Origin of the sequence: Kangiella spongicola (genome assembly GCF_003194565.2) — a bacterium.
Taxonomy (GTDB): domain Bacteria; phylum Pseudomonadota; class Gammaproteobacteria; order Enterobacterales; family Kangiellaceae; genus Kangiella; species Kangiella spongicola.
Genome location: NZ_QICH01000002.1, coordinates 412,833 through 425,543, shown reverse-complemented (window position 1 = coordinate 425,543; position 12,711 = coordinate 412,833). Strand labels below are relative to the sequence as shown.

The 12,711-nt window shown below is 44.1% G+C and carries 12 protein-coding genes; 10 read left to right on the top strand and 2 right to left on the bottom strand.

Features of this window, described 5'->3' with window-relative positions:
- Window positions 1-3: 3 nt before the first annotated feature.
- From DL796_RS07580 to lpxC, 4 genes are all read left to right on the top strand, one after another.
- Window positions 4-789: a cell division protein FtsQ/DivIB gene (locus DL796_RS07580; protein ID WP_110201100.1), complete on the top strand. Its 786-nt coding sequence runs from the start codon at window positions 4-6 to the stop codon at window positions 787-789.
- Between the two features lie 4 nt (window positions 790-793).
- The gene (gene ftsA / locus DL796_RS07575) at window positions 794-2,020 is read left to right on the top strand and encodes a cell division protein FtsA (protein WP_110201357.1); all 1,227 of its coding nucleotides are present in this window, start codon (window positions 794-796) and stop codon (window positions 2,018-2,020) included.
- A 113-nt stretch (window positions 2,021-2,133) separates the two neighbouring features.
- Window positions 2,134-3,303 (top strand): cell division protein FtsZ, encoded by a 1,170-nt coding sequence (gene ftsZ / locus DL796_RS07570; RefSeq protein WP_110201099.1) that lies wholly within the window; start codon window positions 2,134-2,136, stop codon window positions 3,301-3,303.
- Window positions 3,304-3,651: 348 nt separating this feature from the next.
- A complete protein-coding gene (lpxC, locus tag DL796_RS07565) occupies window positions 3,652-4,566 on the top strand; it encodes a UDP-3-O-acyl-N-acetylglucosamine deacetylase (RefSeq protein WP_110201098.1) in 915 nt (304 codons plus the stop codon).
- 41 nt (window positions 4,567-4,607) lie between these two features.
- Here lpxC and DL796_RS07560 read toward each other — a convergent pair whose 3' ends face one another.
- Entirely contained in the window at window positions 4,608-4,925 is a 318-nt protein-coding gene (locus DL796_RS07560; RefSeq protein WP_110201097.1) for a DciA family protein, read from the bottom strand.
- 129 nt (window positions 4,926-5,054) lie between these two features.
- Here DL796_RS07560 and DL796_RS07555 point away from each other — a divergent pair, with 129 nt between their 5' ends.
- From DL796_RS07555 to DL796_RS07540, 4 genes are all read left to right on the top strand, one after another.
- Window positions 5,055-5,996, top strand: coding sequence for a M23 family metallopeptidase (locus DL796_RS07555; RefSeq protein WP_227593009.1), 942 nt, complete (start codon window positions 5,055-5,057; stop codon window positions 5,994-5,996).
- Between the two features lie 374 nt (window positions 5,997-6,370).
- Window positions 6,371-9,085: a preprotein translocase subunit SecA gene (secA, locus tag DL796_RS07550; protein ID WP_110201096.1), complete on the top strand. Its 2,715-nt coding sequence runs from the start codon at window positions 6,371-6,373 to the stop codon at window positions 9,083-9,085.
- 12 nt (window positions 9,086-9,097) lie between these two features.
- Window positions 9,098-9,475 carry an 8-oxo-dGTP diphosphatase MutT gene (gene mutT, locus DL796_RS07545; protein ID WP_110201095.1) on the top strand — a complete coding sequence of 126 codons (378 nt, stop codon included), beginning with the start codon at window positions 9,098-9,100 and terminating at the stop codon, window positions 9,473-9,475.
- 626 nt (window positions 9,476-10,101) lie between these two features.
- A complete protein-coding gene (locus DL796_RS07540) occupies window positions 10,102-10,389 on the top strand; it encodes a GIY-YIG nuclease family protein (RefSeq protein ID WP_110201094.1) in 288 nt (95 codons plus the stop codon).
- A gap of 667 nt (window positions 10,390-11,056) precedes the next feature.
- Here the strand turns inward: DL796_RS07540 and yacG are convergent.
- Window positions 11,057-11,257 carry a DNA gyrase inhibitor YacG gene (gene yacG / locus DL796_RS07535; protein WP_110201355.1) on the bottom strand — a complete coding sequence of 67 codons (201 nt, stop codon included), beginning with the start codon at window positions 11,255-11,257 and terminating at the stop codon, window positions 11,057-11,059.
- A gap of 544 nt (window positions 11,258-11,801) precedes the next feature.
- Between yacG and DL796_RS07530 the strand changes: the two genes are divergently transcribed.
- Window positions 11,802-12,227 (top strand): pilin, encoded by a 426-nt coding sequence (locus DL796_RS07530; RefSeq protein WP_320158220.1) that lies wholly within the window; start codon window positions 11,802-11,804, stop codon window positions 12,225-12,227.
- Window positions 12,228-12,270: 43 nt separating this feature from the next.
- A complete protein-coding gene (locus tag DL796_RS07525; protein WP_110201093.1) occupies window positions 12,271-12,699 on the top strand; it encodes a pilin in 429 nt (142 codons plus the stop codon).
- The last annotated feature ends 12 nt before the right edge of the window (window positions 12,700-12,711 follow it).

Sequence of the window (12,711 nt, the reverse complement as noted above, 5' to 3'; positions counted from 1 at the left end):
GATATGGCGAAAATGGCAACGCGTAGCGACAAAAAAGAACGCTCATTCGAAGGCTTGGCTAAGCCTTTGAAGTGGGTGGCTGGATTGTTGGCGGGCTCAATCGTTGCCATAGCGCTAGTGTTCGCGGGAATTTGGGTATTCAGTGTTAATACTGACAATGTATTTCCGATTAATAAAGTTGAGCTCACTAACCATCAGTTCACCGATGCTGTTGGTGTTTATAAGGTTTTACGCTCAATCGAAGACCGTGGCTTTTTCACCATGGAGATGGAGCCAGCTGAAAAGCAGCTAGTAGAGTTACCTTGGGTTAAAGCGGTCCAGATTCGAAAGGTTTGGCCCGACACATTACAGGTTTCGGTGGTAGAGCATGAACCAATGGCCTACTGGGGTGAGCAAGGTGTGGTATCGACTGAAGGTGAGGTTTTTTACCCAACTAAGTTGCCACAGCATAACTGGGTGAAATTATCTGGCCCGGATGTGATGGCAAAAGATTTAACGGAATTATTACAGTTGTACCAAGAGCAACTCTTACAAAAAGATATGGTTATTGAAAAAATGGAACTCAGTCAGCGCGGAGCGATTAATTTAGTGCTGACCGATGGATTAGAAGTCAAGCTTGGGAATGTACACGTGGAAGAGCGCATTGAACGCTTCCTGCAATACATTGACAGTGTAAAAGAACAAAAGGAAGCCACTTTGGCATACGTTGATCTGCGCTACCAAAATGGTATGGCGGCGCGATGGAATCAAAATAAAGCGTCAGTTATTAGTGACGGAGGCAGTAGATAAAGCTATGTCGAAATCAGTCGATAAACGATTAATTGTGGGGCTAGACATTGGAACATCCAAAGTGGTGGCCATTGTTGGAGAAGTAGGTGCCGACGATACCGTAGATATTATTGGTATTGGCTCACACCCTTCAAGAGGCATGAAAAAAGGCGTGGTGGTCAATATAGAATCAACGGTGGCTTCGATCCAACGAGCGGTTGAGGAAGCTGAGTTGATGGCTGGGTGTCAGATCCATTCGGTCTACACCGGTATCGCTGGCAGTCACATCAAAAGCCTAAACTCGCACGGTATCGTGGCGATTAAGGATAACGAAGTTGCGCAAAGCGATGTTGACCGTGTGATTGATGCGGCTAAAGCGGTGGCGATTCCTGCTGATCAAAAAATCATGCACGTATTGCCGCAAGAGTTTGTGATTGATAACCAAGAAGGCATTCGTGAGCCAATTGGTATGTCTGGCGTTCGTTTAGAAGCCAAAGTACATATGGTCACTGGCGCAGTCAGCGCGGCGCAGAACATAACGAAGTGTGTTGCGCGTTGCGGCTTAGAAACTGAGGACGTAATTTTAGAGCAACTAGCGTCGAGTTATTCGGTGCTTACCGAAGACGAAAAAGAGCTTGGTGTTTGTTTAATTGACATCGGCGGCGGTACCACTGATATCGCAATATTTACTGGCGGCGCAATCCGTCATACCTCGGTTATCCCGATTGCAGGAGATCAGGTTACTAACGATATCGCAGTGGCGCTACGCACGCCGACACAGCACGCGGAAGACATTAAAGTGAAATACGCTTGTGCTTTACGCCAGCTAACGAATCTTGAAGAGACCATCGAGGTTCCAGGAGTTGGTGAGCGTCAGCCACGCCGTGTGTCACGTCAAATTTTAGCGGAAGTTGTTGAGCCGCGTTACAGCGAATTATTTGAACTGGTGCAGGCGGAAATTCGTCGCAGTGGTTTTGAGAATTTAATAGCTTCGGGCATGGTCATTACAGGCGGTGGCTCGAAGATGGAAGGGTTGATGGAGCTGGCGGAAGAAGTTTTCCACATGCCAGTTCGTCAAGGTATGCCACAGCACATTAAAGGCTTAGTGGATGTGGTGCGCAACCCAATTTATGCAACGGGAGTTGGCCTATTAATTTACGGTAAGCAAGACATAGGTCATCACCGTGATAGAAATGTAACTGGCTTTAATGGGCTCTGGGAGCGCATGAAAAGTTGGTTCGGTGGATTTTAATCATTCGACTTTCGGATGATTAAAGTAGAGGAATCACTTAATTCCATGCTTAACACACATTTATATAAGCAATTAAGTGAACAATTGGCTAAACAATCGAAGGGGATATAGTTATGCCTAATATGTTTGAACTAGTAGATAACTGCCAGAACAGCGCAGTCATTAAAGTAATCGGAGTTGGTGGCGGTGGTGGTAACGCCGTGGAGCACATGGTGCGCGCTAACATCGATGGTGTTGAATTCATTTGTGCTAATACAGATGCGCAGGCGCTCGAGTCATCGACGGCTAAAACGACGCTACAAATTGGTCAAAACATTACTCGCGGGCTAGGTGCGGGCGCTAATCCTGATGTTGGTCGTCAGGCTGCTCTAGAAGATCGTGAGCGTATCATGGAGTCGCTACAAGGCTCAGACATGGTATTCATTACAGCCGGCATGGGCGGTGGTACCGGGACTGGTGCTGCTCCTGTAATTGCTGAAATTGCTAAAGAGATGGGGATCTTAACGGTAGCCGTGGTCACTAAGCCGTTTAAGTTCGAGCGCAAAAAGCGTATGAAACTTGCGGAAGCTGGCATTGACGAATTGCGTAATGCAGTGGACTCGTTAATTATCATTCCTAACGATAAGCTGGTTGCTCAGTTCGCAGGTTTGCGTCTGACCGAAGCCTTTGCTTCAGCAAACTCAGTATTGCACGGCGCGGTTCAAGGTATCGCTGAGCTAATCACATGCCCAGGTTTAATCAACGTTGACTTTGCAGACGTTCGTACAGTAATGGCTGAGCAAGGCCAAGCAATGATGGGTACTGGTATCGCATCAGGCGAAGGTCGTGCACAAGTTGCCGCTGACATGGCTGTGGCGAGTCCATTGCTAGAAGACGTCGACCTTTCTGGCGCACGTGGTATTTTGGTTAATGTCACTGCGAACGAAGAGTTCACAATTGATGAGTTCTCGGAAGTTTGTGAAGTTATCGAAGACATTGCTCACGAAGATGCCATCGTTGTTGTTGGTACAGCCATTGATGATTCAATGGGCGATGAAATGCGCGTCACTGTAGTTGCGACTGGTTTGGGACAAGAAGCGGGTATGCGCCTTGTGTCAGATAACAAAGAGCAGCAGGTGCGTAAGCCAAGTGGTGAATTAGACTTTAATAAGCTTGATGTTCCACCAGCAGCGCGCAAGCAAGCGGGTGTTGATGACTCGGAAACCGCGCAAAAGATGGCGGTTGGAAGTGATGTTGATAACTTCCTAGACATCCCTGCGTTTTTAAGAAAACAGGCGGATTAATAACGAGTCATAGAACAGTTGAACAGTGACTATGGAGAGGTATGCAAGTTTATTGCAATGATATGTTCTGATATTGAGAACTAAACGCAGAAGTTGCGTTCATAGAATTAAGGAGGCCATCCCTTCGAGCCTCCTTAGTTTTCCTTACTTTGCATTCAGTGTGGATTAAGGAGTCAGGCGACAAAATTAGGGAAATGTGAGAATTTGTGTGGAAGACTAATTCAAACAAATGTTCAAAAAACGTTCAAAAAATGTTCAAACCACAGATATATTGTGGTAATATGCGCTAAAATTATGCCGTCTTCCACCCTAAATTCTTGAAATATCAAGAAGTTGGAGAAACACCGAATGATACGACAACGTACGTTGAAAACAACCATTCGCGCCACTGGCGTAGGTTTGCACACTGGAGATAAAGTGTATTTAACCCTACGACCAGCTCCAGTGGATACAGGGATTGTGTTCCGTCGCGTTGATCTAGACCCAATTGTAGAAATTGATGCAAAACCAGAAAACGTTGGAGATACCACGCTTTCCACCTGCTTGGTGAAAGACGATGTGCGTATTTCGACCGTTGAACACCTACTCTCAGCGATGGCTGGCTTAGGCTTGGATAATGCTTATATTGATGTCTCAGCACCTGAAGTTCCTATTATGGACGGCAGTGCGAGCCCATTCGTATTCTTATTGCAATCTGCTGGTGTTACCGAGCAGAATGCACCTAAAAAATTCATTAAAATCAAGAAGAAAGTTACCGTAGAAGACGGCGACAAAAAAGCAACGTTTGAGCCTTTTGATGGCTTCAAAGTTGCCTTTACGATTGATTTTGATCACCCAGTATTTAAGAAAAGTAGCCAAACATCGGTTATCGACTTTTCTACCACATCGTTTGTGAAAGAAGTCAGTCGTGCCCGTACTTTTGGCTTTATGAAAGATATTGAGTTTTTACGAGCAAACAACTTAGCGTTAGGTGGAAGCCAAGATAACGCGATTGTGATGGATGATTTTCGGGTTTTAAATGAAGATGGTCTACGTTACGATGACGAGTTCGTGAAACACAAAATATTAGACGCGATTGGTGACTTGTTCTTGTTAGGCCATAGCCTAATCGGTTCATTCATTGGCTATAAGTCAGGCCATGCTTTAAATAACCAGTTAATTCGTACCCTTATGGCGGATGAATCAACTTGGGAGCTGGCGACTTATGAAGATGCAAAAGCTGCACCAATTTCGTATATTATGAACCCTGCGTTGTCAGTATAAAAGACAAGCAAATAATAAGTGACGCAGGAGTAAGAAGCGTTTTATCTGGATTGACTCGGTTTAATTTTTATTTGAATATTAGCCAGTGAATAATGGCCTGCTTGACGTAAGCCGGCCAATAAATCCGATGTGATATAACGAAGGCGTGTGCCCCAAACTGCGGATTCAGCAGTAATAATTAGGCTTGTTTGATTGTATTCCGATACACTGCAGTGCCCTTTTAACTCCTCGGGCAGGAGTTTTTGTACGCTTTCGTTTATAGATTTTAGGCTATTGGATTGCTTCAATAGGCTTTGTAACTTGCCAGCTGGCTTGTTCAAAATGTCTGCCACGGATTTGGCACGAGAGGGACGCTTCATATGCTCAAGGTTTTGGGCTAAGTTGGTGTTAGTTTACTATTGTAAGCCGACAGAGTTTAAATTGTCATCTTTATCGGAGCAGTAAACCGTTAAAGTTTGTAAGGATTTGATTCTTATAAATAAATGACTGTGTATTTTTGGTTAATTATGCGTATTACGATTATTAAAAGCGATCAGAAAGGAATCAAAGCTTTAGAGTTAGGAAAGACAAAGTTAGCAATGACAGTTGCACTGAGTATGTTGAGCATATTTGTGATTGTGGGCGCTACTTTCTACACCACTAAGTGGGTCTTGCAACAAGACTTGGTTAGTGAAACTGCCATTCAAAAATGGCAAATGGAGCTCACTCAGCAAAAAGAAGAGCTGGAAAGAGCTAAAAAAGAATCTGAAGATAAGGTACAGGCCTTGTCTAGTCGCCTAGCATCAATGCAGGCACATATCCTACGCCTAGATGCTACAGGTGCCCGTCTAGCAGAAGAAGCTGGAATCAGTGATGAATTTGGTTTTGGTGCTGCGCCTGCTATGGGTGGTCCGTCTGAAGACGAGTCTACTGACAAAGCGAGCTATCATGACGTATTATCTTCACTAGATAGTATTCAAAACTCGATTGAAGCTAAAGAGCAGCAATTATTTGCGCTAGAGTCTTTATTGCTTGATAAAAACATCAGCGCAGAGCAAAAAATTACTGGTCGTCCGGTTAAAACTGGCTGGTTATCATCGCCTTACGGCTACCGCTCAGATCCTTTTTCAGGCAAGCGCGCTTGGCATGCGGGTATCGATTTTTCTGCGCTAGCAGGCTCCGATGTTGTTGCAACCGCTGCTGGCGTTGTAACAACTGTTGAGCGTAAAGCAGGCTACGGTATCTTTGTTGAAGTTAGTCATGGCGACGGTTACACCACTCGTTACGGCCATAATAAAACCGTAGTCGTGAAAAAAGGTGATCTCGTTAAAAAAGGCCAAGTTATTGCTAAGGTAGGAAGTACTGGTCGCTCCACCGGGCCACACGTTCACTATGAAGTGACTCGCAACGGCAAGCGTGTAAACCCTTGGCGCTACCTTAAAGAGTCGTAATGACGAAATAGTCGTAAGACTTTTACTAATCCCTAAAGCCGAGCTCTTAGCTCGGCTTTTCGTTATTGTTGCTCGAGTACAACACCTTCCCCAAAGAACCTAAGCGCTTACGACTAAGCAGGCCAACTGTTCTACAATGGTGCACGGCTCGGAAAGGTTAATATGGGTTAGACCATTGAAATATCCTTCTAAAGCCCCAATTTGTTGCATGTACTCACCAGAAAATCCCGATCAGGCGTTTACAGCTTCTGTAATATCGGTACAATCGAGTGCTTAATCATAATTCCCTAAGCAATTGTTGCGTTAAAACGAATAGCCTGTTGCCTAAAAAATAGACAGCAATTGTTTAATAACTTGATAGAAGAACTAATAGCATGAGTTTTCTTAGCAAAATTTTCGGTAGTCGAAATCAGCGTATTATCAAACGATTCAGTAAAGTGGTTGAGCAGATCAATCAGCTTGAGCCTGAATTCGAAGCATTAAGTGACGAAGAAGTAAAAAACAAAACGTCAGAGTTTAAATCAAGACTAGAAAAAGGTGAAACGCTAGACAACCTATTGCCAGAAGCTTTTGCTGCTGTTCGTGAGGCCAGTAAGCGTACGCTCGGTATGCGCCACTTTGATGTGCAGCTTATCGGTGGTATGACGCTTCACCAAGGTAAGATTGGTGAAATGCGAACGGGTGAGGGTAAAACACTTGTCGCAACTCTGCCGGTTTACCTTAACGCTTTAACTGGGCAAGGCGTCCATGTGATTACTGTTAACGACTACCTCGCTCAGCGTGATGCCGAGTGGATGACACCAGTCTATAATTTCCTTGGCATGTCAGTAGGTGTGATACTTTCTGGGCAGTCGCATGAGCAAAAACAAGCAGCTTACGCCGCCGATATCACTTACGGTACTAATAACGAATACGGTTTCGATTATCTACGCGATAACATGGCTTTTGAAAAAGAGCAGCGTGTTCAGCGCGAACTAAATTTTGCCGTTATCGATGAGGTCGACTCGATTCTGATTGATGAAGCTCGTACCCCACTTATCATTTCAGGACAGGCTGAAGATAGCTCGGAAATGTACCGCGCTATAAACCAGTTAATCCCAAAGCTTACGGTTCAAGAAAAAGAATCTGAAGAAGGTGTCGAAGACACTGGTGATTACACCATCGATGAAAAAGGTAAGCAGGCAAACTTAACGGAATTAGGACAAGAGCGCGTAGAAGAATTACTACGTCAATCGGGCTTACTACCAGAAGGTCAAAGCCTATACAGCCCAGCAAGCATAATGCTGTTGCACCATGTAAATGCTGCGTTGCGTGCTCACACTTTATTCAAAAAAGACGTCGACTATGTGGTTAAAGACAATGAAGTCGTTATTGTTGATGAGCACACGGGCCGTACTATGCCAGGTCGACGTTGGTCAGATGGCTTGCACCAAGCGGTTGAAGCTAAAGAAGGCGTTAATATTCAAAATGAAAACCAAACGCTTGCTTCGATTACGTTCCAGAATTATTTCCGTCTTTACAATAAACTGTCTGGTATGACGGGTACCGCCGATACGGAAGCTACTGAATTACACATGATTTACGGCCTTGAGGTTGTGGTTATCCCAACGAATAAGCCAATGCAACGTCAGGACTTGCCGGATCTGATTTATCTGAGTAAAGAAGAAAAGTATGCGGCGATCATTGAGGAAATTAAACACTTACAATCGAAAGGCCAACCGATTCTAGTGGGTACCGTTTCGATTGAGTCATCAGAATTAATTTCGAAGGCGCTAAAAAAAGCCAAGGTTAAACACCAGGTCTTGAACGCTAAGTTCCACGCTAAAGAGGCTGATATTATCGCTCAAGCAGGACGTGCTGGCTCAGTCACTATCGCCACTAACATGGCGGGACGTGGTACTGATATCGTATTAGGCGGTAATCTACAGTCCGATATCGATGCACTTGGTGAAAACCCAAGTGAAGCTCAGATCGCCAAGGTGAAAGAAGAATGGCAGAAGCGCCATGACGAAGTTCTAGCTGCTGGTGGTTTAGCCATCATCGGTACTGAGCGCCATGAATCACGCCGTATTGATAACCAGCTTCGTGGTCGTGCTGGTCGTCAGGGTGACCCAGGTCTTAGCCGTTTCTATCTATCGCTAGAAGATGACTTAATGCGAATCTTCGCTTCTGAGCGTCTAGGTATGATGATGCAACGTCTTGGTTGGGAAGAAGGCGAAGCGCTCGAACACAAAATGGTTTCGCGCGCTATTGAGAATGCGCAGCGTAAAGTTGAGCAGCGTAACTTTGATATGCGCAAAAACCTGCTTGAGTATGATGATGTGGCGAACGATCAGCGTCGCGTGATTTATGAGCAGCGTAATGAATTGATGGAGTCTGACGATATCCAAGACACTATCGAAGATATGCGTTATGACGTGGTACAAGACGTGATCAGCCAATATGTGCCACCACAGTCTATTGAAGAAATGTGGGATATCAAAGGTCTTGAGCAGCGCCTTGAGCAAGATTTTGCCATCGAGTTGCCAGTGCAAAAATGGCTAGATGAAGACGATAAATTTGCCGAAGAAGAAATTCGTGAAAAGGTGTATAACGAAATCCAGGCGGCTTACGCTGAAAAAGAAGCGGCGCTACCTGAGCCAAGTATGATGCGACAGCTTGAGAAACAAGTCATGTTGCAACACTTGGATATGCACTGGAAAGAACATTTGGGCAATATGGATCACCTGCGCCAAAGTATTCACCTTAGAAGTTACGCACAGAAAAACCCGAAGCAAGAGTACAAGCGTGAAGCTTTTGAACTCTTCTCTGGTTTGTTGGATAACTTGAAGCACGATGTAGTGACAGTGTTGTCTAAAGTTAAATTCCGTTTGCCGGAAGAAGTTGAAGCTATGGAGCGTCCGCAGCAAGATGCTTCAAAGATGAACACACAGCATGACTCTGCGTCTGCTTTACCGCAAGATCAGCAAAGTGACACACAGCGCCAAGCTGAAACCTTTGTGCGCGAACAGCCAAAAGTAGGGCGTAACGAACCTTGCCCATGTGGCTCTGGCAAGAAGTTTAAGCACTGTCACGGTAAAGCTTCTTAACTTCTAAAAGCAATGAAAACAGTTAATGTCGCGGTCGCAGTAATAAAAATTGCCGACCGCGTCCTTATCGCCAAAAGAGCTAATCATCAGCACCAAGGAGGCTTGTGGGAGTTTCCTGGTGGCAAGATTGAAGAGGGTGAAGAACTTCTAAATGCGCTACAAAGAGAGTGCCACGAAGAGCTTGATATCCTCCCAATATCAATTACTCCTCTTACAACAATTCACCATCAATATCCCGATAAGTCTGTATCACTACATGTCTGCCTAGTCAGAGACTACCTCGGCGTTCCCTTCGGCAAAGAAGGCCAGCCAATAACTTGGGCGCATCAAACCGAATTAAATAATTTCCAGTTCCCCGCGGCCAATTTAGAAATCCTTAGCCTTTTATAACTCTTTATCAGTTACACGCACTACCGTCATTCGGGCCATCATATCCCAGTCTTTGCGAGTGATTACAATGAGCATGCAGTTCCGCACCTCGTCATTACGATCGAGCATAGTGAGCGCGGAAATCCACAATCATCGTCATTGCGAGCGAACATAGTGAGCGCGGCAATCCTCAACTCTCGTCATTGCGAGCGACTAAAGGAGCGCGGCAAACCACAACCTCGTCATTGCGAGCGACGAAAGGAGCGCGGCAATCTCATAAAAGCGCCTGTGGCCTATAAAGAGTGCAGAACGTATTCATTAAGCGAGATTAGCTCGTCGTTGGAGGCATCATATACTTATCGCTGAGAACATAGGAGATAGACACTCCAACACCAACCGGCGTCGTTGCGAGGCCGTTAGGCCGCGGCAATCTCGCTTTTAATTATCAATGGTAAGACTGAACTAATCAGCTGGAAAAGATCAGCGACAATCGGAACTTCTTTAAAAAAAGAATATTAATGGACCGATTCAATCAAAACTAAACCTAATGCAGATTTGCAAACTGTGAATACAAACACTGAATGCCAACAACCTCAGCATTATAGTAACGCCTGCCTTTGCCGTATGAATTACAAAATGGAGTAACAATGCTACAAGGATACGTCTATATCTTAACCAACAAGGCTAAAACAGTACTCTACACTGGAGTCACCAGCGACTTAATTCAAAGAGTCCACCAACACAAACAGAAACGTAGTAGCGGCTTTTCCAGCAAATATAATTGTAATCTTCTTGTCTATTACGAAGTTATTGACGGTATCGAAGCAGCCATACAGCGGGAAAAACAAATTAAAGCTGGCTCACGCGCCAACAAAGAAAAACTTATCAATAGTATTAATCCAAGTTGGAAAGACCTGTATTACAGCTTAACTTAAGGCAACCTCACCGTCATTGTGGGGGGCTGTAAGCGTGGTGGCTAGAATACTTATGCAGTTATCGCGAGCGAATATAGTGAGCGTGGCAATCCTCAACCATCGTCATTGCGAGCGACGTAGGAGCGCGGAAATCTCATGAAGGTTCCTGTGACCTATTAAGGAGCACAGAACGTATTAATAAAGCGAGATTACCACGTCGTGCTTTGCACTCCTCGTAATGACGAAATGAGCGCCGTTGCTAGCGTAGGTGCTGAGCGTAGCAATCCTCAACCATCGTCATTGCGAGCGACGAAAGGAGCGCGGTAATAGCTCCTGCATTGCACTAACTCCTGCATCTGACCTGCACGGATGCAGAGAATGCAATAGCAATGCAGTCGTCGTAATGACGAGTTGGTGTCGCGGTGGAGCTTTCAGACCTCGGCAATCCACAATCATCGTCATTGCGAGCGACGAAAGGAGCGCGGCAATCCCTTGAAGGCGGCTGTGACCTATTAATGTGCACAGAGCGAATTAATAAAGCGAGATTACCACGTCGTGCTTTGCACTCCTCGTAATGACGAGATAGGGGGCCGAGCCCCCAGCCCACGGCTGTCCTATCCTTCGTCTTTGCGAGGCCTTTAGGCCCCGGCAATCTCGCTCTTAATACCAAACCACAAAGCAATTACCCTTAGTTATCTTTTAGCTTAGCCAACTCCTCAACAGTATGAGGATCTAACTGTTGCCCAGCAATCTTATGCCCTTCGTTTGCCCACTCACCCAAATCTATCAACTTGCAGCGTTTACTGCAAAAGGGTTTATATTCGCTGGAATCATTCCAAGCAACTGACTTAGAACAGGTAGGGCACTTAACAATCATCGTTTTTGACATAGTTATGAAAAGGTTAAATAGAATGACGACAGGATACTGATTGAATCGAAAAAGATCGAGTAACACAAAAAGAGTTTTTAACTGTAAACTTTTCCTTGCCAATGTTTGAATCTGAACATATGCTGTAAAAGCTCTGTAAATCAATAGTTTAATTAAATGTCATAACATTTAATTGAATTAACAGACATAACTGGACATAAAAGCACACTTCTTAAGTGACAAAAAATGTCAGTAGCATTACGTTTTGGTTGTAATTCAAACAAAAACCGTATGTTTCTCGATGCGATTTTGCATATAAGTGTGATTTAAGTCATTGTTTTAGTTGGATGTCGAAATATTTTACAATCGTATATTGCTATCCTGCTTTACCAAAGTTATATTGATTAACAGAATTTGTTCACATATATCATGTTTACAATTCTAAGATAGTAAACGGTTTTTAGAGCTACGCTTAATAGACCTTTGAGGGAAAGCAAAGCTATAAAAACGATATATGTAAACACAGTTCCAAACGATTTTATTGAAATGTATAGGAGAGAGTCTCATGCAAATGAAAAAACAAGCGGGTTTTACCCTTATTGAATTAATGATCGTAATCGCGATCATCGGTATTTTGGCAGCAGTAGCTATTCCAGCTTACCAAGATTATGTAGCACGTTCGCAAGTAGCTGAAGGCATGGCAACAGCTGGAGCTGTTAAAACTGGCCTTACAGAATATTATACTGCACAGGGTAGCTTCCCTCCTGCGGGACAGTTTGATGTAACAGATGGTGGACGCTATACAGCTAGCGCTACACATGATGCCGCGGGTCAAATAACTGTAACTTTAAGAGGTGCTGCGCCAGTAAATACATCTGTACAAGGCTTTTCGTTTACATTGACTCCAAATGTTAACGCAAACAATGTAATAGATAATTGGACCTGTGCAACCGGCGGTGCTGCAAAGTACTTACCAGCTGGCTGTCAATAATCTGAAAGAAAAAAGCAGCTTCTAGCTGCTTTTTTTTATTGTCATGATACAGTTTAGATTTGGAAAAGGTTTTACTTTAATTGAGCTTATGATAGTAATTGCTATCATAGGAATTCTAGCGGCAATTGCTATACCTGCCTATCAAGATTACACAGCAAAAGCACAAGTAAGTGAAGGAATTGCATCCGCAGGGCAAGTAAAAGTTGGTATTACTGAGTTTTATACAACCAAGGGTTTAATGCCACCTGCTAATCAATATAATATAAACGGAGGTAGGTATACCTCAACAGTGTCACATAATGGAATGGGTGTGATTAGAATACAGTTAAAAAATGCATCTCCCGTAACATCAAACATACGTTCTTTAATCATTTTCTTATCACCAACTGTGAATAATGGCATGATAGTGGGGTGGACGTGTAATACAGCTAACTTATCAAACAAGAAATATTTGCCGTCCGGTTGCCAATAAATTTAAGTAATA

What these genes read in the sequence shown, in the direction of transcription:
- DL796_RS07580 (WP_110201100.1), top strand. Translation starts at nt 4, where the DNA reads ATGGCGAAAATGGCAACGCGTAGCGACAAAAAAGAACGCTCATTCGAA.
- ftsA (WP_110201357.1), top strand. Translation starts at nt 794, where the DNA reads ATGTCGAAATCAGTCGATAAACGATTAATTGTGGGGCTAGACATTGGA.
- ftsZ (WP_110201099.1), top strand. Translation starts at nt 2,134, where the DNA reads ATGCCTAATATGTTTGAACTAGTAGATAACTGCCAGAACAGCGCAGTC.
- lpxC (WP_110201098.1), top strand. Translation starts at nt 3,652, where the DNA reads ATGATACGACAACGTACGTTGAAAACAACCATTCGCGCCACTGGCGTA.
- DL796_RS07560 (WP_110201097.1), bottom strand. Translation starts at nt 4,925, where the DNA reads ATGAAGCGTCCCTCTCGTGCCAAATCCGTGGCAGACATTTTGAACAAG.
- secA (WP_110201096.1), top strand. Translation starts at nt 6,371, where the DNA reads ATGAGTTTTCTTAGCAAAATTTTCGGTAGTCGAAATCAGCGTATTATC.
- mutT (WP_110201095.1), top strand. Translation starts at nt 9,098, where the DNA reads ATGAAAACAGTTAATGTCGCGGTCGCAGTAATAAAAATTGCCGACCGC.
- DL796_RS07540 (WP_110201094.1), top strand. Translation starts at nt 10,102, where the DNA reads ATGCTACAAGGATACGTCTATATCTTAACCAACAAGGCTAAAACAGTA.
- yacG (WP_110201355.1), bottom strand. Translation starts at nt 11,257, where the DNA reads ATGTCAAAAACGATGATTGTTAAGTGCCCTACCTGTTCTAAGTCAGTT.
- DL796_RS07530 (WP_320158220.1), top strand. Translation starts at nt 11,802, where the DNA reads ATGCAAATGAAAAAACAAGCGGGTTTTACCCTTATTGAATTAATGATC.
- DL796_RS07525 (WP_110201093.1), top strand. Translation starts at nt 12,271, where the DNA reads ATGATACAGTTTAGATTTGGAAAAGGTTTTACTTTAATTGAGCTTATG.